Here is a 20,034-nt window from a genome sequence, read left to right as displayed (position 1 = left end):
CACTCAGCGATAACGGTCCAGAATCAGCTCTAACTGTCCGGAGGTTCTGAGCTGGGCCAGTTCGCGGTTAAAGGCGTCGGCAAACCCGGTCCAGTCTTCACGGAGCATCAGTCGGAATCCATAGTCGCTGATGCCCTTATCGGTATGGGCGAGTTGCCCTCGCCAGCCGTTCTGGCGAATGATCCACTGCCCAACGGACAGGTCAGCGATGGCCGCATCGAAGTGATCGGCGTTCAGCAAGAAGGTAAACAGATCCGTGTCTTGTGACACATCAAACCGTTCGGCGTCACCGCGTACGAACAATGGCTCAAGCTCCGGATATTGGTAGCCAAGGTGCGTGACAATGGTCATGTCCCGGATATCGTCCGGTACCTGATAGTCAAAACCGGATGCCGACCGGGTGAAGAACACTTCTTTGATTCGCACGATGGGTTGTGTGAATGTGAAGTTCTCTGGCTCATCGGTCCACTCCCTGGCTCTAAGTGTGCCGTCGATTAAGCCGTCGTTCAGCAAGTTGTCCACTCGCTTGCGGGGGATTTTTTTGGCCTCAATGCGGTAGCCCAGGCGTTCGGTGATGGTTTGCAGAACGTCCCAGGCGATGCCGGAATGCCGGCCATCGTCACCCAGGATGACGTAAGGCGGATAGCCATTGGGCGACACATTGAATACGAAAACCGGGATTTCCCCAGGCCTCTGCTCTGCCTGAGTCAACTCGGCGTTAACGGCCGGCACCATAAAGGTCAACAGAGTTAACGTTAGGAACAACAGGCCGGCATGTTGGGTCGGGCATCGGAACATAGACGACAAACTCTGGGGTTCGAATCAGATCAGTGTGCGGCCCAATTGCTTGAATTGCGCATCCTGTCAGCCGCTTGCTTAAAACGAGCCGGGCAGGGCAACACTGAGCGCGTCCGTGCGAGCCAGTATGAATAACAAAAGCGGAATAGAGATTAGAAATACCCGCTTTATACTTGTAAGTCATAAATACAAAGCAGGATTGTTGCGCTTTATTGCTGGCTTTTCAACGCCTCATTAACGATGGCGCGCTAATTTAGGGCAAACTCCTATAAGGCACCGATCGTGGGTGGTGATGGTCAGCCGATGCCGCGCGGTCATTCGGTCCGGTTTATCAAGCCCATGCGCGTTTCAGAACGGCTTTGGCATCGGCGAGGGTGACCTCTTTGGGGTTAAACATAATTGAGCCGTCATCCAGAGCCAGGGCAGCAATGCTGTCGAGCTGGCTTTCGGATATTTTGCCGGTTTCCTTCAATGTGCGCGGCAATTTGCAGTGCTTGTACAGAGCATCCCGAAGTCGACGGATGGCAGAAATGGAGGCTTCTGCCCGGCGCGCGGCCGGTGTGGCCGCATAAGCGTCCGGGCCGTCCAGGTACAGCAACAGCTCGCCCAACGGGCCGCGTATGGTCTCAAGGTTGTATTCCAGCACATAGGGCAAGTACACGCTCATGCACAACCCGTGCGGAAGGTGACACAGCGCGCCGGTCGCGTGACCGAGGGCGTGAACCAGCCCAACCATGGAATTGGAAAACGCAATGCCGGCCATGGTGGAGGCTTGGGCCAGTTCCAGTCGGGCGTCGGCGTCCTTGGGGGTGTTCATCACCGTGAGCAAAGACGTGCTCACCTTTTTGATGGCCGATGTCGCGTAGGCGTCGCTGAGCGGATTTTTTGCCATGCAGGTGAACGCTTCCGTGGCATGGGTCAATGCGTCCATTGCCGTGGCGGCCGTGATGTGGGGCGGGAGTGTCAGCGTCATGCGCGGGTCAATGATGGCCGCATTTGGAAGCAGGAAGGACGATGTAAAGGGCAGCTTGACCGATTTCTGAGGGTCAGAAATGACCGCCACCGCCGTGACTTCCGAGCCTGTTCCAGCGGTGGTGGGAACCACGAAAAATGGCTTGAGTGGGCGTTTGAGCACACCGGCACCGACGTACACACTGATGTCGTCGCCGCCTTCAGAGACCAGAATGTTGACGGCTTTAGCCGTATCGATGGCCGAGCCGCCACCGACCGCGATGATGGAGTCACACTTCGCCGACCGATAGATGCCGGCAATGTCCCGAACCACCGCCACGGAAGAGTCGGGAGGCACATCGTCGTAGATGGTCACGATGTCGAGTCCGCTCTCCTCACACGCTGAAATGACGGGCTCCAGCAAGCCTGCCGCGCGCACCCCTTTGTCAGTGACAATCATCGGGCGCTTGGCTGCCAGCCCAGTCAATTCGTAAGGGATATGCTCAAGGGCCGCTTTACCGGCAATGACCTTGACCGGGCAGAAAAATTCGTAGTAGCTGTTCTTCATTATGCTCTCACCGTATCAACAAAATGATTGGCAACCTTCAGGTAGATGCGGGCTGCACTGAGGACTTTTTCCGGCAGGTTCAAATTGGCCGGGTATTCCTTGACCGCCCGGGATGCGATCAGCCGTGGCAAAATAAATGCCTCAAGCCGATTCAGAATACGCGTCATACGGATGGCGTAACTGATGTCGCCGTCCACCAGCATGCGGTCATTGGCAAAGGCAACCGATGTCTTTTCCTGAAACGACAGCACCAGAAAGGCATGAGCAACGTGCTTGAACTGAATGGAAAGGTCGATCGGGCGGGGCGCCGAGTCGCCATGATATTCGAAGCGACCGTCACCAAGGTGCTCGATGATCAGTTTTGAGCCATTGGGCATGACCATCATTTCAAATAGAAAACCCAGCGGCAGAGACTGCGCCTCGGCTTGAACGTCACTGTCCACTTCACTGACGGCCTGCAGGGCCCGGCCCATTACCTGAAACATCAGTTCAACGTAAAGGCGGCGGGCCTGAAGTGCCATCGGCTTGATACGTCTGGCTAACATGGGACTGTCCGATTGTTGTTGAGATATTGCTATTTTTAGAGTTATTGCTCTAAAAAGTCAATGCAATTGATGACGGGGCATGAGCGTCACGGGAGCCAACCGCACGAATCGAAACGCTCAGCAATCACGTTCGGATATACAGGTAGTAAAGCTAATTGTATGCAGGCTTTGTTTGTTGGAGGATAACGAGCCCAACACCCACAAAGAGAATGCCTTTTTGAGTCATCCGACCAACAGCGCCCTGAGCCTTCAAAGCCATCTCAAACCCTGGGCCTATGAGACCTCTGGCGGATTCACGGTCCGCGGCCTCAGAAGCCAACCGAGCGGACGCCCCCTGATTCATTTTGTCCACGGCAACGGCTATTCAGGGTTGGTGTACGAACAGATGCTGGCGCAGCTGTTACCCTACGCCGATCTGTTTATCAGTGACGTGCAAGGCCATGGTGACAGTGACCATGGCGGGGCTTTCAGAGGCTGGAATTCAACGGCACACCTCTGTGAGGCGGCGTTGCACCAGTTTGCCGATGACTACCAGGACAGGTCTGGGCAGCGAGTACCCATACTGGGGGTCGGACACAGCTTTGGCGGCGTAATGACCACACTGATGATGGCGAATTCGCCGTCACTCTTTCAGCGGTCAGTATTGTTGGACCCGGTGATATTTTCGCCCGCCATGGCTCGTATGATGGCAATTTCCGATGCCTTCGGGCGGTGGAAGAACAACGCCATGGCCCGTCGCGCCCGGAAACGCCGAACCCAGTGGTCAAGCCGCGAAGAGGCCTTTGATTACTTTCACCAACGGGGCATATTCCGGGGCTGGGACGACCTCTGTCTAACCAGTTACGTGGCTCACGGGCTGACACCGGTGACCGGCGGTGGCGTGACCCTGAAATGCCACCCGGAGCGCGAAGCCGAGTTGTTTGGCTCATTTCCCCGGAAGCTCTGGCGGTCCATCGAACGTATTGAAACACCGACCCACCTTATCTATGGCGAGCGCACCTATCCATTTGTGGGGAAATCAGCGCTGCGGTGGCAAGCGATAAACCCTGGCGTGACCACCGAAACCGCTCCCGGTGGGCACTGCTTCATGCTGGAGCAGCCCCGGGACACGGCAGGGCGGATCCTCCGTCACCTGCCTTAGTGAACGTCTGTGCTTGATACGCCGTGGAATTAGCCCTGGGTTAACGCCACCAGCTTACGCTGGGCCTCCTGGGCAATGGCACCCTCGGATTTAGCGGCGGTGGCGTAGTATTGGATGGCCTCATCGCGTCGGTTCTGCTGAACGGCAATGTCGCCGAGCCGGAGAAACGCTATCGACGTCGGCACCGTGCGATTGGCTTCGATCAAGTCCGCACGGGCCTGATCCCAGCGGTTCAGGTCAAACGCGTTGAGGCCACGTTGCAGGCGGTACGAGAACATTTCCGGGTACAACGACACGGCTTTGTCGTAATCGGCCTGGGCTTTGCGGTCGTCGCCCTCGGCTTTGTAGAGTCGGCCGCGCAGGGCGTAAAAAGCGGCTTCGTCAGGTTCGATCTTGATCGCTTCGTTGATTTTTGCGATCGCTTGCTGGGTTTTGCCGTCTTTTTGCAGTTTGATTGCCTCACTCTGAGCGTCGTAAGCCGGCTGAATCCGCTTTAGGTAGGCGATTTTTTTCTGATACTCGTCCCGGCCCCGGTACCCACCGACGCCGAGCTGTTGGGCGGCCTGCCGGTTTTCTTCCACGCGTTGTCGGGACGGCGGGTGTGAGGCGAACAAACCATCAATGAAACTGCTTTGCTGGCCTTCTGACAATTTCAGGAAAATCTCCTGCAATTCCACCGCCGCCAGAGGGTCGTAGCCGGCTTTGGCCATGTAACGAATGCCATAGTGGTCGGATTCAAGTTCGTTGCTTTGGCTGTAACGGGCCAGGGCAATCTGACTGCCAACGGCCGCGCCGCCCATGATCATTCCGGCAAACTCGTTGTCGGACAGTGCCAAGCCAAGGCCAGCAACACCAGCGCTTAATATCATGCCTTGCTGCATTCGTTGCACGCTGTGCCTTGCTGCCGCGTGAACAATCTCATGGCCCAACACCGACGCCAGTTGGGCTTCATCTTCAAACTGGACAAGCAGACCCCGGTTGATCGCAATTTTGCCAGCCGGCAACGCCCAGGCATTGGGCACGCTGCTGTTCAACACAACAAACTCATAGGGCAGGTCGGGTCGGTCACTGACCGATGCCAGCTTCTGGCCCACTTCGCTGACATAAAGCGTCAGTTCAGGGTCCAGATAAAACTTGCCACCCTGCATCTGTTGAGTCGGAACGTACTGCTCTGCGCCCATTGAGCGCTCCTGACTTTCCGGTATCAGTGACAGTTGCCGTTCTCCGGTGACCGGATTGACGGAACAGCCCGCCACGGCTGTCAGTACTATTAGTAATACAAGGCCGTGCACACCGAGTCTGGTAATCACGCTTCACTCCCACCCTGGTTCCATGTGTTGTCGATACGGCGCCGGCTGATAGCGGCCAGGCGTTCGGTCCAATGATATATCATACACCCGGTCAAACGGGCCGGATTGCAAAGACGTCAGAAAAAATTCATTACTGACCACCATTTGGAGCGGTCGCCTGCAATCGGTTATGATCTCAACCATCATTTGATCGCCCCGGAACCACCTCATGACCGCTTACCTGGATATATTCGCCCTGATCTGGTTCCTGATCTGTTGGGTCGGCTACAGCGTTTATTCCCGCCAGAGAGCGGGCACCCGTCCATGCCTTTCCAATACCCTGGATTTATATCGGGAAGACTGGATGCGCGTGATGATGAAGCGCGAAAACCGAATCTCGGACGCCTCCGTGGTGGGCAACCTCGAGCGGAATGGCGCCTTTTTTGCTTCCAGCTGCCTGCTGATCCTGGCCGGTGTGATCACGGCGTTGGGGTACACCCAGGAGGTCATGGAAGTCTTCCGCACACTGCCATTTGGATACTTGCCGAGCCGAGAAGTCTGGGAGATTCGGATGGTGACGCTGCTGCTGGTATTCGTTTACGCTTTCTTCAAATTCACCTGGTCCATGCGGATGTATAATTTTGTCGCCGTGATGATCGGAAGTGCGCCTATGCCGGACGACTCCAAAGCCAGCCCGGCCGCCCGGGAAGCGTTCGCCATCAACGCCGCCTCGGTCTGCAACTTGGCGGGCGACGCCTTCAACCTTGGACTCCGGTCGTATTATTACGCAATGGCGGTGGTGACCTGGTTTATTCACCCACTGGTCTTTCTCATTGCCTCGACCATCGTGGTGCTGGTGCTTTACCGGCGGGAATTTCGTTCCGACGCGTTGCTGGCGTTGCGGGCGGGCAAGGTGTTTGAGGATCCGCCCAGCAAAGCGGCCAAGCCAGACAAAACCGCAAAATCCGACCCAACCCAAGGGTAGGTTCCCCATGAATAATGAAACACGACTGCGCCGCGTCAAACGGTTTATCGCCACCCTGAATCAGGCCCGGGAGTTGGGCTTGACCGTGACCGAGGCGCAGGAAGGCAGCCTGACGCTGTGTTTGCCCTACAGCGAACGAATCATTGGCTACCCGGATACCCGGGTGATCCACGGTGGGGCCATCACCACCTTGATGGATACCGCGTCTGGTTCGGTGATGATCTGCGTCCTGCCCGAGTTTGAGCTGTGCCCGACCCTGGACTTGCGCATGGACTACATGCGCCCGGCCGTGCCGGACAAGCCCGTGTATGCGCGGGCACAGGCGTACCGGGTCACGCGCAATATTATCTTTACCCGCTGCGAGGCGTTTCAGGACGACGGTGAAACCGTCGCCCAATGCGTAGGCACGTTCATGCGTATCGGACAGGCTGCGACACCGAAATCCTACCGCGACCTCATTGTAGGCAATGACCCGGCAACGGGAGACGACTCATGACCACCCCCGAAGTATTAAAATACACCCAGGAAACGGGCGATTTTGCCCGCATGCTGGACGGCATTCCCTACGCCAGCTTTATTGGTCTGCAATGCGACCGATTCGGCGATGACCTGATTTTCCGGTTGCCGCCCAAGGACGCCAACCTGGGTAACCCGATTCTGCCGGCGGTCCATGGCGGCGTCATTGGTGGGTTTATGGAAATGGCCGCTGCCATCTATTTGATGATGTCCCAGGAAACCCTGCGGATGCCGAAGATTGTCGACTTCTCCCTCGATTACCTGCGGGCAGGGCTGAATCGGGAGATCTTTGCTGAATGCCATCTGACCCGTCAGGGCAACCGCGTTGCTAACGTGATGATCACCGCCTGGCAAAAATCCCGCAGCCAACCAATCGCCACAGCGCGGGCCCACTTCCTGTTAGATGATAAAGAGACTTGAAAAGCCGTACTTGACCCCCATTTCTCCTGACAGTTAACCCATTCGGTCCGAGCAGTTCAGCGGCGGACCGGACAACAACTGACACCCAGCCAGGAGAACCCATACCCATGACGGTTGAATCGCAGAAAGAAACCTTAGGTTTTCAAACCGAAGTGAAGCAGTTGCTTCACCTGATGATCCACTCGCTCTATTCCAATAAGGAAATTTTCCTGCGCGAGCTGATCTCCAACGCTTCCGATGCGGAAGACAAACTTCGTTTTGCTGCGCTCAAAGATGACAGCCTGTTTGAGAATGATCCTGAGCTGAAGATTCGCCTCGACTACGACAAAGAGGCCAACACAGTCACCCTGACCGACAATGGCATTGGCATGAGCCGCGACGAAGTGGTGCAGAACCTGGGCACCATCGCACGGTCTGGCACCGCCGAGTTTCTGGGTCAACTGACCGGCGACGAGAAAAAAGACAGCAAGCTGATTGGTCAGTTTGGTGTGGGCTTTTATTCATCGTTTATCGTGGCCGACCGGGTTGACGTTTTTACCCGTAAAGCTGGCACGTCGGTGGAAGAGGGTGTGCATTGGGAATCCAGTGGTGACGGCGAGTTTTCCATTGAGCCGATGAGCCTCGAACACCGTGGCACCAAGATCACCCTGCACCTGAAAAAAGATCAGGCTGAATTCGCGGATGGATTCCGGCTGCGCAACCTGGTCAAAAAATATTCCGATCACATTTCGTTCCCCGTGGTGATGAAGGTCGAATCGGAAGCAGAAGACAAGAATGACACCGACGAAACCGTCAACGAAGCCACAGCGCTTTGGACTCTGCCACGTACTGAAATCAAGGACGAAGAGTACAAGGAATTCTACAAGCTGATCGGTCACGACTTTGAAGATCCACTGAGCTGGTCTCACAATAAAGTAGAAGGCAAGCTGGACTACACCAGCCTGTTATACGTGCCAGCCCGCGCACCGTTTGATCTGTATAACCGGGAAGCACCCAGAGGCTTGAAACTTTACGTGCAGCGCGTCTTCATCATGGACGACGCCGAGCAGTTTCTGCCACTGTACCTGCGCTTCACCAAGGGCGTTATCGACTCCAATGATCTGTCGCTGAACGTTTCCCGCGAGATTCTCCAGAACGACAGCACTGTGGAAAGCATTCGTTCGGCCGTGACCAAGCGGGTACTGGACATGCTGACCAAGCTGGCTAAGAAAGAACCCGAGCAATACCAGAAGTTCTGGACTGAATTCGGCAGTGTGTTGAAAGAAGGCCCGGCTGAAGACTTCGGCAACCGTGAGAAAATCGCCAAATTACTGCGCTTTGCCTCAACACACTCGGGCGACGACACCCAGAACGTATCGCTGGACGAGTACATCGCCCGAATGAAGGAAGGTCAAAGCAAGGTGTACTACATCACCGCCGACAACTTCATGGCCGCCAAGAGCAGCCCGCACCTGGAAGTGTTTCGCAAGAAGGGCATTGAAGTGTTGATTCTGTCAGACCGCATCGACGAATGGATGATGGGCTACCTGACCGAATACGATGGCAAGTCCCTGCAGGACGTTGCCCGGGGTGAGCTGGACCTGGGGGAAGTGGAAACTGAAGAAGACAAAAAGCATCAGGAAGAAGCCACCGAAGCCCACAAAGGCCTGCTTGAGCGTATCAAGGCGGCGCTGGCTGCCAGTGTTCAGGAGGTTCGGGTGACCAACCGTCTGACCGATTCACCGGCGTGCCTGGTGGTGGCGGACCACGACATGGGTGCCCAGATGAAGAAAATCATGGAAGCGGCCGGTCAAAAGGTGCCGGACAGCAAGCCGATTTTCGAAATCAACGTGGAGCATCCGCTGGTTCAGCGTCTGGAAAACGAGCAGGGCGATGAACGCTTCAACGAACTGTCTGCGGTGCTGTTCGATCAGGCCACACTGGCCAGTGGCGAGCAGCTCAAGGACCCGGGCGCATACGTCACCCGTCTGAACCGTTTGTTGCTGGACCTGAGTAACTGATCCACCATGCAACAGATTTTTGTGGACATTGCGATTACCTCTGACGAATGGCTCAAGCTTTACCAGGGGATCGCCCGTGATGTTCACACCGTGGCCCGGGACGGACGCAGTGTCCGCTTCCCGGCCCGGATTCTCTCCCGCTTTTACCTCCGCGACGGAGTTCGTGGCAGTTTCTGCATTACCTTTGACGACGCTGGCAAGTTTGTCAGTATCGAACGGACCTGACCGCGTCACCCTCCAATCCCAGCCGTGCCATGGCTCAATACGCTTGCTGCCGTTGCAGACCGCCAACCATGTCTTATTGGCCAGAGGGTCGAGCAAGGCAATGGAGCGCCAGTCGCAGGGCTCGACACAACTCATTTGCCGGGGTCAGGGCAAGCCCTCGGCGCAAACACCGTGCCCTGATGGACGAGGCTGTTATGCAAGTACTGGCTTTTTTTTATCCACAGAACGGTTAGAATGCCCACCCTGAACAGCCGGTATCCGCCGGCCTGAGGTTACCCGGAGCAGCAATGCGGATTATTCTTGCCCCCATGGAGGGACTGGTCGACTCACCAATTCGTGAATCCCTGACGCAAGTCGGAGGGATTGACCGGTGTGTGACTGAATTTATCCGCGTGACCCATGGCATGCTGCCGCCACGGATCTTCTATAAATACGCACCGGAACTACACCGCCAATGCCGCACCCACAGTGGTGTACCGGTGGCCGTGCAATTACTGGGTTCAGACGCCGCCCAAATGGCCCTGCATGGGGCCCGCGCGGCTGAACTGGGCGCCCCCCAGATTGACATCAACTTTGGCTGCCCGGCCAAAACTGTCAACAAACACAAGGGTGGGGCGGTGCTGCTGAAAGAGCCGGAGCTGCTTTACCACATCGCCAGCGCAATTCGTCACGCGGTTCCAGCGCACATACCGGTGACCGCAAAAATGCGCCTGGGCTATGAGGACCGGTCCATGGGGGTGGCGTGTGGCCAGGCGCTGGAAGCGGCTGGCGCCGCCGAAATCGTTATCCACGCCCGCAGTAAAGTTGACGGTTACAAGCCACCGGCTTACTGGGAGGAGGTCGCCCGGGTCCGGGAAGCTGTGGCAACTCAGGTCATCGCCAATGGCGACATCTGGACCGTGGCCGATTACTGGCGGTGCCGTGAGGTGTCCGGCTGCGCCGACGTGATGATCGGCCGCGGCCTGATTTCCCGCCCCGATCTGGCCGCACAAATCAAAGCCAGCCAGCGGGGCGAATCCCGGCCCGAGATGACCTGGCCGGAGGCGGTTGCGCTGGTGAAGGACTACGGCCGCGCCCTCCAGGGCCACCTGGAAGACAAATACGTCACCGGTCGCATCAAACAATGGCTGAACTACCTGCGCCGCGGCTTTGCGGAAGCCGAAGCGGTCTGGCCACAAGCACGAAAATACCGCGAAGTGGACCCCCTGTTTGCTTGCCTGGACGCCGTCGCGTTAAAACAACGCGCCGCTTAATAGCCCCCTCATCCCGCCGCTTTGCCAGGTGTGCACAGAACTGGACACCTACAGCGCTCAGGTGGAGGCGACCGGCTTCCCTTCGACGAACTCGACAATGATTAACCCGGAAACCCCGCCTGCACGCAATGGCACTGTTGGATTTGCCAGCCCCTGATGGCGGTTCCCATTATCTCTGGTTCCCCTACGGCGAAGTCTGCCGCCGATCGACACTCAGTAGCAGGCGACGGCTGTGCGAGCACGAGCGGTGCTGGCATTTTCGATTGGCCAATAGGGTCAAAAAAGGACAGTAAATATTCAGTGCACAGAGGTATATTGATCATTGCAGGAGCAGTAAACGTTTCGTGAGTTTACCTTTCAGAGGAGGAAGGGAAATGACTTTATCGGAAATTGTGCAGCGGGGATGGGATGCGGTCGGTTCGGGTGATTTGGACGCATTGGTAACGGATTATGAGGAGGATATGACGTTCATCATGCCTGGGCAGGCAGACGTCCTGAGAGGCAAAAGGTCGTTTCGCGCCGCGCTTGATGGCCTTGGTAAGCTCCTCCCTCCCGGGTTCGAGATTACTGGCCTTCGCCAGATTGAGGGGGAAGGCGAGGTTGTATCGATTGTGGAGTGGAAGTCCTTAAACATCGAGGCCTCTCAGCTTTCTGTCCTGTTCAGGTTTAAAGGCGACAAAATTTACGAGGAACGGTGGTTCATCGACACCGAGCAGTGGAAGGGGGCATTCTGACGCTCACCGAACGCCAGGGCAGGCGCGAGAAAATTTCCAGGGTTGAGGCTGGTCCAGTCAGGCTGGGCACACCGAAAGGTGTTTCGGTGGGCGTCGGTCCGTTGGTCGCTAACCCACAGGCTGGAACCAAGCACATCGAATACCGCGTATGACCTAATAAGCGATCGGGGCGGGGAACACAAAGCGCTGACAGCGCAGGCCAACTCCGTTGGGTTTCGGCGTCAGCCATGGCATTCGATGATCGTCAAGATCCCCCCCACGGAGCATTTGAGAAGATGTACAACGGATCAGGACATTGGTTTGGCAGGCATCCGGAGGTAAGCGGTGGCCGAGCAATGGCCTATTTCAGGTATCTGTCAGCAAACAACGCACACTCAATCAATCAGCGACGCCAGTCTGCGGTGCGACAAGAGCGGTTTCACGATGCGAATCCCTGGGGATCATCGGCATAGTAATTATCTATCGAACCACTTAAAACAATTAAATTGAGTGGGCGCCCCTCAATCAATAGTGTAGGCACCCAGTTAAGTCATGATTAAATTCATTATTTGGAGATGCTGTACATGGGAATTATTAATAGCGAGATCAAACCCTTCAACGCAACCGCTTTCAAAAACGGCGAATTTGTAGAAATTTCGGACGCCGACGTCAAAGGTAAGTGGGCCGTATTCTTTTTCTATCCAGCCGACTTTACCTTTGTTTGCCCCACTGAACTGGGTGACGTGGCCGATAAGTATGAAGAACTCAAGCGGTTGGGCGTGGAAGTGTTCTCGGTATCCACTGATACGCACTTTACACACAAGGCATGGCATGGCAGTTCAGACACGATCGCCAAGATCAACTACTACATGGTTGGCGATCAGACCGGCACCATCACCAACAATTTTGGGGTGATGCGTGAAGGTCAGGGTCTGGCAGACCGCGCGACCTTCCTGATTGATCCGGATGGTGTGATTCAGGCCATGGAAATGACGGCGGAAGGGGTCGGTCGTGATGCAGAAGATCTGATGCGCAAGGTTAAAGCCGCACAGTATGTCCGCAAGCATCCGGGTGAAGTATGCCCTGCGAAGTGGAAAGAAGGCGAAGAGACACTGACGCCGTCGCTGGACCTGGTTGGCAAAATCTAACCACTATGTTGTCGAGCAAGCGTTTGAACAGGCCCGCGATGCGGGCCTTTTTTGTATCTGAAGAACGGCGGTCGCCAACGAATAGCAAATTACTATCGAAATGGTTTGATCAATCAATTTGAGCTTAATTCGGCGAGACCCTAATGTGACTGCATCAAATTTGTCGCTCGAAATGAGCTGAAAAATCAGTCTCACCAAGTCAAAAGGGGAACAGCGCATGTTGGATGCCAACATCAAGGAACAATTGCAAGGTTACATGGAAAAGCTGCAACAGCCGATCGAGCTCGTTGCCGCTTACGACGATGGCGGAAAATCGCGAGAGCTCAAGAAGCTGCTTGAGGAAATCGAACCAATGTCTGACAAGATCAGTCTGCGCACTGAAGAGTCATCTGACGTTCGCCGGCCATCGTTTGCAATTAACCGTGTGGGCACGGATGTTGGTGTGCGTTTTGCCGGCATACCCATGGGACACGAGTTTACCTCACTGGTTCTGGCCCTGCTGCAGGTGGGCGGCCACCCGTCAAAGGCCAGTCAGGACGTGATCGAGCAGATCCAGAATCTGGATGGTAAATTCGAGTTTGAAACCTACTTTTCGCTGTCCTGCCAGAATTGCCCGGATGTGGTCCAGGCCCTCAATCTCATGAGCGTGTTGAATCCGAATATCAGCCACACGGCGATTGACGGTGGCCTTTTCCAGGACGAAGTCGAACAGCGTGAAGTGATGGCGGTGCCCAGCATTTTCTTGAATGGCGAATCGTTCGGCCAAGGCCGTATGACGCTGGAACAGATTATTGGCAATTTGGATACCGGAGCCGAGGCCCGCGAGGCTGAAAAGCTCAAGCACAAGGACCCGTTCGAAGTTTTGATTATCGGGGGCGGCCCAGCGGGTTCGTCCGCGGCTATTTACGCAGCCCGCAAGGGAATCTCCACCGGTATTGCCGCCGAGCGTTTCGGTGGCCAGGTGGCCGATACCATGGGGATCGAAAACCTGATTTCTGTGCCATACACCGAAGGCCCCAAACTGGTGGCCGCCATGGAGCAACACGTCAAAGAGTACGACGTCGACATCATGAACCTGCAGCGCGCGGAGAAATTGATTCCTGCCGCGAAGCCGGGCCTTCTGCATGAGGTGCGTCTGGCTAACGGCGCCTCTCTGAAGTCGCGCTCGCTGATTCTCTCCACCGGGGCGCGCTGGCGCCAGATCGGGGTCCCTGGCGAGGAGGAATACCGCAACAAGGGTGTGGCTTACTGTCCCCATTGCGATGGCCCGCTGTTCAAGGGCAAGCGCGTGGCGGTTATCGGAGGGGGTAACTCCGGTGTGGAAGCGGCTATAGACCTGGCCGGTATCGTCGGGTACGTGACGCTGCTGGAATTTGGGGCCGAATTGAGGGCAGACGACGTTCTGCAAAAGAAACTCCGCAGCCTGAAAAACGTTGAGATACTCACCTCGGCGCAGACCACCGAGATTGTGGGCGAGGGTGGTAAAGTCAGCGGCCTGCACTACACGGATCGCCGCACCGAGGAAACACACGACGTTGCACTAGAAGGCGTGTTCATTCAGATCGGTCTGATACCCAACACCGAATGGCTGAAGGGTGATATCGAACTGAGCCGACACGGCGAGATCATTGTCGACGAACGTGGGGAAACCTCCATTCCAGGCGTCTTCGCGGCAGGCGACGCCACCACCGTGCCGTTCAAGCAGATTGTTATCTCCATGGGCGATGGCTCGAAGGCAGCGCTCAGTGCGTTTGACTTCCTGATACGCAATTCTGTGGAGGAGGAAGACGAACAGGCGGCCTGAATCAAGGCTTGAAAATGGGTAGACACACGGCTGATCTCCATTCCGGTCGCGTGGTCGAGCCCCGTTAGCCGGTTGCCGGTTAGCGGGGTTTTTTCGGGGGGTTGTTCGAGTGATCCGGTGTTGATCATCGGTGCCGCCCCGGGTTTCAATTTGGAGCCTCAGGTGTATCACTTTGCCAGTCGCAGGACCTGCGCCAACAACTCCGGTGTTGCAGACCGTGCAATGGGGGCGAACCCGAGAAAACAGCGGTGGCGGCGGGCAGGCATTTTTTTTCAACCGGTCGAGACGAAGCGCTGCAGAAACTGGATAATGGCGGAGGTTTAAACCGACAGCGCGGCAAATTCTACAAACCGGGTACCTTTGTAATGGAAATCAACGTCAATTTTCTCGACAATCTCAGACTTGAAGCCAAGTTTGACGATTTCACCGTCATTACCGACCAACCCATACGCTACAAAGGCGATGGTTCGGCACCCAGCCCCTTCGATTATTTTTTGGCGTCGTCGGCGCTTTGCGCGGCCTATTTTGTCCGGGTCTACTGTTTGGCGCGTAACATTCCGACCGACAACATTCGCTTGTCGCAGAACAATATTGTTGATCCCGAGAACCGCTACAACCAGATCTTCAAGATTCAGGTGGAGTTGCCTGAAGATCTCTCTGATAAAGACCGGCAGGGCATCCTGCGCTCAATCGAGCGTTGCACGGTAAAAAAGGTGGTGCAAACCGGCCCCGAGTTTCAGATCGAAACAGTCGACAGTCTGGACCAGGACGCGCAGGCTTTGCTCATGGCGAGCCCCGAGAACGCATCCAGCACTTTCATTGAGGGTAAGGATCTGCCGCTGGAACAGACCATTGCCAATATGACCGGCATTCTGGCGGATCTGGGTATGAAGATCGAAATTGCGTCCTGGCGCAATATTGTGCCCCATGTCTGGTCGTTGCACATTCGCGACGCGGCCTCGCCCATGTGCTTTACCAATGGCAAAGGCGCCACCAAGGAGAGCGCCCTGTGTTCGGCGTTGGGCGAGTTCATTGAGCGCCTGAACTGCAACTTCTTCTACAACGACCAGTTTTTTGGTGAAGAGATTGCCAACAGCGAGTTCGTTCATTACCCGAACGAGGAATGGTTCCAGCCGGGTCCAGACGATGCGCTGCCAGAGGGCATTCTGGATGACCACTGCCTGTCCATTTATAACCCGGACGGTGAGCTGGGCGGCTCCAACCTGATTGATACCAACTCCGGCAATATACAGCGCGGTGTCTGCTCCCTGCCGTTTGTGCGCCAATCGGACGGTGAGGTGGTGTATTTTCCCTCGAATCTGATTGAAAATCTGTTTCTGAGCAACGGCATGAGCGCAGGCAATACCCTGTTTGAAGCCCAGGTGCAGTGCCTGTCGGAAATCTTTGAGCGGGCCGTGAAAAAGCAGATCATCGAAGAAGAAATTGCGCTGCCAGACGTGCCCCGGCAGGTACTGGAACAATACCCCGACATTCTGGAAGGCATCGAGGCGCTGGAAAAACAGGGTTTCCCGGTGCTGGTGAAAGATGCCTCACTGGGGGGAACGTTCCCGGTGATGTGCGTTACGCTGATGAACCCGAGAAACGGCGGTGTGTTTGCGTCTTTTGGCGCGCACCCAAGCTTTGAAGTCGCGCTTGAACGCAGTCTCACCGAGTTACTGCAGGGCCGCAGTTTCGAGGGCTTGAACGACGTGCCGCCACCCACGTTCAACAGCCTTGCCGTGTCCGAGCCGAACAATTTTGTGGAACACTTCATTGATTCGACCGGCGTGGTGTCGTGGCGCTTTTTCAGTGCCAAGCACGATTATGCGTTTTGTGAATGGGATTTCTCAGGCACCAACGAAGAAGAAGCCTCCGGGTTGTTCGGCATCCTCAAGGCCATGGGCAAAGAGGTCTATGTGGCCGTGTATGAAGACCTGGGAGCGCCGGTCTGCCGTATTCTGGTGCCCGGGTATTCCGAGGTGTATCCGATTGAGGACCTGATGATGGATAACACCAACATGGCGTTGGGCTACCGTAAAGACATCCTCAACCTCCATGCCCTGAACGACGGCGAGCTGGCCGATCTTGTGCAGTGCCTGGAAGAAAGCCAGCTCGACGATTACATGACGATCATCAGCCTGATCGGCATTGAGTTCGATGAAAATACGGTATGGGGTCAGTTGACGATCCTGGAGCTGAAGCTGCTGATCTGCCTGGCCTTGCAATGGCACGACGAAGCGCTCGAATTTGTCGAAACTTTCCTGCAATTCAATGACAACACCGTCGAACGCGGACTGTTTTATCGCGCGGTGTGTGCGGTACTGGAAATCGTCCTCGACGATGAGCTGGAATTGGACGACTACCTGGTCAACCTCCGGCGGATGTTTGGTGAGCCGACCATGGCTGCCGTGGTTGGCTCGGTGAATGGCAGTGTGCGCTTTCACGGCCTGACCCCGACCAACACCCAACTGGACGGCCTGGATAAACACCTGCGCTTGGTCGAAAGTTATAAAAAGCTGCATGCGGCACGCGCCGCGACCGTCGGCAACCGCTGAACCGCCGTAAGCTGGCGGTTGTGCATGACGGGTTGCGCCGTGGCGCACAGGGGCTTTAAGCGCAGCGACCTGGGGTGCTGACTTTATAGCCCCAGAGCTCTGGGGCAAAATGGTGGGCATGAAGCTTCGGGCCTATCCTTGCCAGTGATGCGAGCATGGACGGCACCGCCAGCACGGCCCTGATTACCTGAGTGGCAGAGCCCCTCCCGTGTACCGGCTGTGGATAGGCGGTACGGGTGCTCCGCAAGGTACGTCGGTGGTACCCGTCATGATTGAGTGAGACAAACAATTGTTCTCGAAATGGGTCTTCCAAATCGACCGAACTCAAGGGCCGAATTCACCAACCGAACCAGACGTCCCAGAAAACACTTGATTCAGTCATTCGGGGCGTTGCACGATGGCGGCACGCATTCGCACTCGGTCAGTTGAGTCGTTTGCAGAGCTTGTGCGCGTCCGGTTCATTCGCCAAAGGCGGTGGCTCCGGCAGTGCCGGCGCCACCGCTATCCCGTAAGACTTTCGATATTATGGCAACGACAACACCCCCTCAACCCGGCGCCACCGCTGACGAGATCGAAGAGGCGGTTCGCCATGCTACCCAGCGTTATTTTGACGACTGCCGGGAGAGGGTGCCGGCGTTTATTGATCGTCACTTCCATTACCCTGGCGCTTTGGCGACCAATCGGCAGGCGTTTGGTTGGGACATGCTGAGGGCCCCGTTCAATTTGCTGTGGGCTCCTGTGTATGCGCTGGCGTTCATCGTGAAAGTCCTGGTACGCCGCCGCTCGGGACTGAAATGGCTCCATCGGCTGGTCGACCATGTTCCGGCCGGGTTCACCACGCAGGTTCAGCGGTATATCTCGGACCAGATTCTGATCGACTTGTTGAACCATGGGCAGCCATCGGCCAACGTGCTGGAACAGTACCTGGTCGAGGATCTGGAGGCGGTCTACGAGAGCCATGCCAGCGCACTGCCTGATCATCGGAGGTTCAGTAAATTGGTGGCGCCGTTGGTTGAGGATGCGTTGAGTCAGTACCGGGTAACCCGGACGGCCTCGGCCGACATAACGAACAGTCTGTCCTGTACCGTACTGGGTGCTTTTGCGTTCCAGAAGTTTACGCCCGGGGGGATCGGCCTTGGGGTGGTGCTCGCATCAATGCTCGCGCAAATGATGGCGGCCCGGGAGTTTATCTTCGGCGAGACACTGGGGCGTTTTTACTACCGCTGGTTTCCGCCGGAGCCGTCGCTGGCAACCACGGCCGGGGTTATGCTGGCGGTGATGGCGTCATTGGCGGCCTTTGCAGCGTTGTCCGGCGTCATAACCGATCCGGTCCAGGCCGCTACCGGGTTGCATCGTCGCCGCCTGAATAAGCTGTTGGACCATTTGCAGCGCGATGTTGCATTAAATACCCAGAATAGTTTTCGCCCCAAGGATCAGTTTGTGGCGCGGGTGCTGGACACTTTTGACATGATCAAATCGGGCTTGATCTGACCAGTCGCCAGTCGTTGGCCAGGGTCACCCCGGGCCTGTTCAGGCGGGGCCGTGGGTTACAGTCTGATTTCCGCGACGACTTCTCCGCCGGGGTTTTTCTGTTCCAGTTCCACAAAACCAAAACTGCCGTAAAAATCTCTGGCCGTTGTGTTGCTTGCCACGTAGCAAATGGTGATTCGGGCCACCGCATCCATGGCTTTGATTTCCCCCAAAACCAGCTCCATGGCCTTTCGGCCAAGGCCTCGCCCCTGATAGTTCTGGTCGATCATAAAACGGAAGATGTCGCACTCATCCGGGCTTTGGAGACGCTGAACCAGCGCATACATTACAAACCCCACCGGGGTATCACCCCAATAAACAGCTCTTGGTCGAAAGGCATCACTGAACTGGGCTTCTGAAATGGAATAGAAGTTACTGGCAACGTATTTTGTCTGGTCATCGCTGACAGCAAGACGGCCCACATCACTGAAGTTTTTCAGGCTGATGTCTTTAAGTACTATGGTCATGGTGAGACTCTATGCTGCTGGATGCAGCTCGGTTTATACAAGGTGTGAACTGCACCCATAATAAACGGGTATCGCCTGTGTCCGTGAGATAATTCGTGCGTCGGCATTGATTGGTCGCCCGGACTGTGTACGGACTGACTCGAGGAGCGAAAAACTGTTGGCTAAATCAATTGCGGGTCACGTGGGCCTCTATTCCTTGATGGGTCGGCTATTCATTATGGTGTTCGGACTGTTGGCACTGGTGGCGACGGCCTCGGAGACAAAGTCTGCAATCGAACTGGATTTAACCGAAACCCAACTGGCCTGGGTTGGACAGCGGATCTTTCAGAACGAATGTGGGGGTAATCAGGAGTGCCTGGTGCACTGGAATCGGGGTGAGGCGTTTCCGTCGCTGGGTATTGGCCATTTTATCTGGTATCCCGAGGGAGCCGACGGGCCGTATGTGGAAAGCTTCCCCGCCCTGATCGCGTTCATGCGAGCCCGGACCATGGCCATACCGCCATGGCTGGACACCCTGGAGCCCTTCGATGCCCCATGGCCCGACCGTGACTGGTTCATGGCCCTGGGCAACAACCGGCGGGTTGATTCTCTGCGCCAATTCCTGGCCAATACTCAGGCTGTTCAGGCCGAATTTATGTTTGCTCGTGCTCAGTCATCGCTGGCCCGCGTCATACAGGCCGCGCCCAGAGGGAAGCAGGATGTGGTTGAACGTGAGTTAATCGCATTGAGTACAACGCCGGGTGGCGTCTATGCGATGATTGATTATGTGAATTTTAAAGGCGAAGGCATCGCCGCTACGGAAACCTACAAGGGGCAGGGTTGGGGGTTGTTGCAAGTGTTGCTGACGATGCCGGATATCCGTGCTGGTAATCCGCTACAGCGCTTTCAATCTGCTGCGATTGCAGTACTGACTCGCCGGGCGGAGAACGCAGCGCGACCCATAGAGCGAAATCAGTGGCTTCCCGGTTGGGTGAATCGGTTGCAAACCTATCGTGAGTGGCAACTGGCAGACTGACAACATCATGTTGGCGGTAGTTGGGGCGTGCATGACGGAGCGATGCCGTCGTCCTCGAACACTCGTTAACACGCTCTGGATGGCTAGATTCCACTGAAACAGTCTGGTTTT

At 56.1% G+C, this 20,034-nt stretch carries 18 protein-coding genes; 13 read left to right on the top strand and 5 right to left on the bottom strand.

The window, feature by feature from the left end:
* Nucleotides 1-3: 3 nt before the first annotated feature.
* From GRX64_RS03340 to GRX64_RS03330, 3 genes are all read right to left on the bottom strand, one after another.
* Nucleotides 4-798 (bottom strand): substrate-binding periplasmic protein, encoded by a 795-nt coding sequence (locus GRX64_RS03340; RefSeq protein WP_166263768.1) that lies wholly within the window; start codon nucleotides 796-798, stop codon nucleotides 4-6.
* A 331-nt stretch (nucleotides 799-1,129) separates the two neighbouring features.
* Complete coding sequence (locus GRX64_RS03335) at nucleotides 1,130-2,317, bottom strand: iron-containing alcohol dehydrogenase (protein WP_166263767.1); 1,188 nt, start codon at nucleotides 2,315-2,317, stop codon at nucleotides 1,130-1,132.
* Nucleotides 2,317-2,862, bottom strand: a complete 546-nt coding sequence (locus GRX64_RS03330) for a hypothetical protein (protein ID WP_166263766.1) — start codon at nucleotides 2,860-2,862, stop codon at nucleotides 2,317-2,319. Before GRX64_RS03330 ends, GRX64_RS03335 begins: the two co-directional genes overlap by 1 nt.
* 241 nt (nucleotides 2,863-3,103) lie before the next feature.
* Between GRX64_RS03330 and GRX64_RS03325 the strand changes: the two genes are divergently transcribed.
* Nucleotides 3,104-4,003 carry an alpha/beta fold hydrolase gene (locus GRX64_RS03325; RefSeq protein ID WP_235937504.1) on the top strand — a complete coding sequence of 300 codons (900 nt, stop codon included), beginning with the start codon at nucleotides 3,104-3,106 and terminating at the stop codon, nucleotides 4,001-4,003.
* Nucleotides 4,004-4,032: 29 nt separating this feature from the next.
* On the opposite strand, the gene GRX64_RS03320 is transcribed toward GRX64_RS03325, so the two are convergent.
* A complete protein-coding gene (locus GRX64_RS03320; protein ID WP_427901640.1) occupies nucleotides 4,033-5,310 on the bottom strand; it encodes a M48 family metalloprotease in 1,278 nt (425 codons plus the stop codon).
* A 211-nt stretch (nucleotides 5,311-5,521) separates the two neighbouring features.
* Between GRX64_RS03320 and GRX64_RS03315 the strand changes: the two genes are divergently transcribed.
* The 11 genes from GRX64_RS03315 to GRX64_RS03265 all read left to right on the top strand — a co-directional run bounded on the left by GRX64_RS03315 (nucleotide 5,522) and on the right by GRX64_RS03265 (nucleotide 18,402).
* Nucleotides 5,522-6,277, top strand: coding sequence for a DUF599 domain-containing protein (locus tag GRX64_RS03315; protein WP_166263764.1), 756 nt, complete (start codon nucleotides 5,522-5,524; stop codon nucleotides 6,275-6,277).
* Between the two features lie 7 nt (nucleotides 6,278-6,284).
* Nucleotides 6,285-6,773: a PaaI family thioesterase gene (locus GRX64_RS03310; RefSeq protein WP_166263763.1), complete on the top strand. Its 489-nt coding sequence runs from the start codon at nucleotides 6,285-6,287 to the stop codon at nucleotides 6,771-6,773.
* Nucleotides 6,770-7,213 carry a PaaI family thioesterase gene (locus GRX64_RS03305; protein WP_166263762.1) on the top strand — a complete coding sequence of 148 codons (444 nt, stop codon included), beginning with the start codon at nucleotides 6,770-6,772 and terminating at the stop codon, nucleotides 7,211-7,213. The genes GRX64_RS03310 and GRX64_RS03305 overlap by 4 nt, the downstream gene beginning before the upstream one ends.
* Before the next feature lie 107 nt (nucleotides 7,214-7,320).
* Nucleotides 7,321-9,213, top strand: a complete 1,893-nt coding sequence (gene htpG / locus GRX64_RS03300; protein ID WP_166263761.1) for a molecular chaperone HtpG — start codon at nucleotides 7,321-7,323, stop codon at nucleotides 9,211-9,213.
* Between the two features lie 6 nt (nucleotides 9,214-9,219).
* Nucleotides 9,220-9,438, top strand: coding sequence for a DUF2835 domain-containing protein (locus GRX64_RS03295; RefSeq protein ID WP_166263760.1), 219 nt, complete (start codon nucleotides 9,220-9,222; stop codon nucleotides 9,436-9,438).
* A 287-nt stretch (nucleotides 9,439-9,725) separates the two neighbouring features.
* Nucleotides 9,726-10,691: a tRNA dihydrouridine synthase gene (locus GRX64_RS03290; protein WP_166263759.1), complete on the top strand. Its 966-nt coding sequence runs from the start codon at nucleotides 9,726-9,728 to the stop codon at nucleotides 10,689-10,691.
* 374 nt (nucleotides 10,692-11,065) lie between these two features.
* Nucleotides 11,066-11,425 (top strand): nuclear transport factor 2 family protein, encoded by a 360-nt coding sequence (locus GRX64_RS03285; RefSeq protein ID WP_166263758.1) that lies wholly within the window; start codon nucleotides 11,066-11,068, stop codon nucleotides 11,423-11,425.
* A 563-nt stretch (nucleotides 11,426-11,988) separates the two neighbouring features.
* Complete coding sequence (ahpC, locus tag GRX64_RS03280; protein ID WP_166263757.1) at nucleotides 11,989-12,552, top strand: alkyl hydroperoxide reductase subunit C; 564 nt, start codon at nucleotides 11,989-11,991, stop codon at nucleotides 12,550-12,552.
* 217 nt (nucleotides 12,553-12,769) lie between these two features.
* Entirely contained in the window at nucleotides 12,770-14,356 is a 1,587-nt protein-coding gene (ahpF, locus tag GRX64_RS03275; RefSeq protein WP_166263756.1) for an alkyl hydroperoxide reductase subunit F, read from the top strand.
* Nucleotides 14,357-14,721: 365 nt separating this feature from the next.
* The gene (locus GRX64_RS03270; RefSeq protein ID WP_166263818.1) at nucleotides 14,722-16,911 is read left to right on the top strand and encodes an OsmC domain/YcaO domain-containing protein; all 2,190 of its coding nucleotides are present in this window, start codon (nucleotides 14,722-14,724) and stop codon (nucleotides 16,909-16,911) included.
* Between the two features lie 525 nt (nucleotides 16,912-17,436).
* Nucleotides 17,437-18,402: a DUF6635 family protein gene (locus GRX64_RS03265; protein ID WP_207308718.1), complete on the top strand. Its 966-nt coding sequence runs from the start codon at nucleotides 17,437-17,439 to the stop codon at nucleotides 18,400-18,402.
* Nucleotides 18,403-18,458: 56 nt separating this feature from the next.
* Here the strand turns inward: GRX64_RS03265 and GRX64_RS03260 are convergent, their stop codons facing one another.
* Nucleotides 18,459-18,908 (bottom strand): GNAT family N-acetyltransferase, encoded by a 450-nt coding sequence (locus GRX64_RS03260; RefSeq protein WP_166263755.1) that lies wholly within the window; start codon nucleotides 18,906-18,908, stop codon nucleotides 18,459-18,461.
* A 157-nt stretch (nucleotides 18,909-19,065) separates the two neighbouring features.
* On the opposite strand from GRX64_RS03260, the gene GRX64_RS03255 reads away from it, so the two are divergent.
* Entirely contained in the window at nucleotides 19,066-19,923 is an 858-nt protein-coding gene (locus GRX64_RS03255; protein ID WP_207308717.1) for a hypothetical protein, read from the top strand.
* Nucleotides 19,924-20,034: the final 111 nt, after the last annotated feature.

This window comes from Marinobacter caseinilyticus (assembly GCF_011074955.1).
Classification (GTDB): Bacteria; Pseudomonadota; Gammaproteobacteria; order Pseudomonadales; family Oleiphilaceae; genus Marinobacter; species Marinobacter caseinilyticus.
Note: the sequence above shows the minus strand (reverse complement) of the source record. Positions and strands in the feature narration are given on the sequence as shown.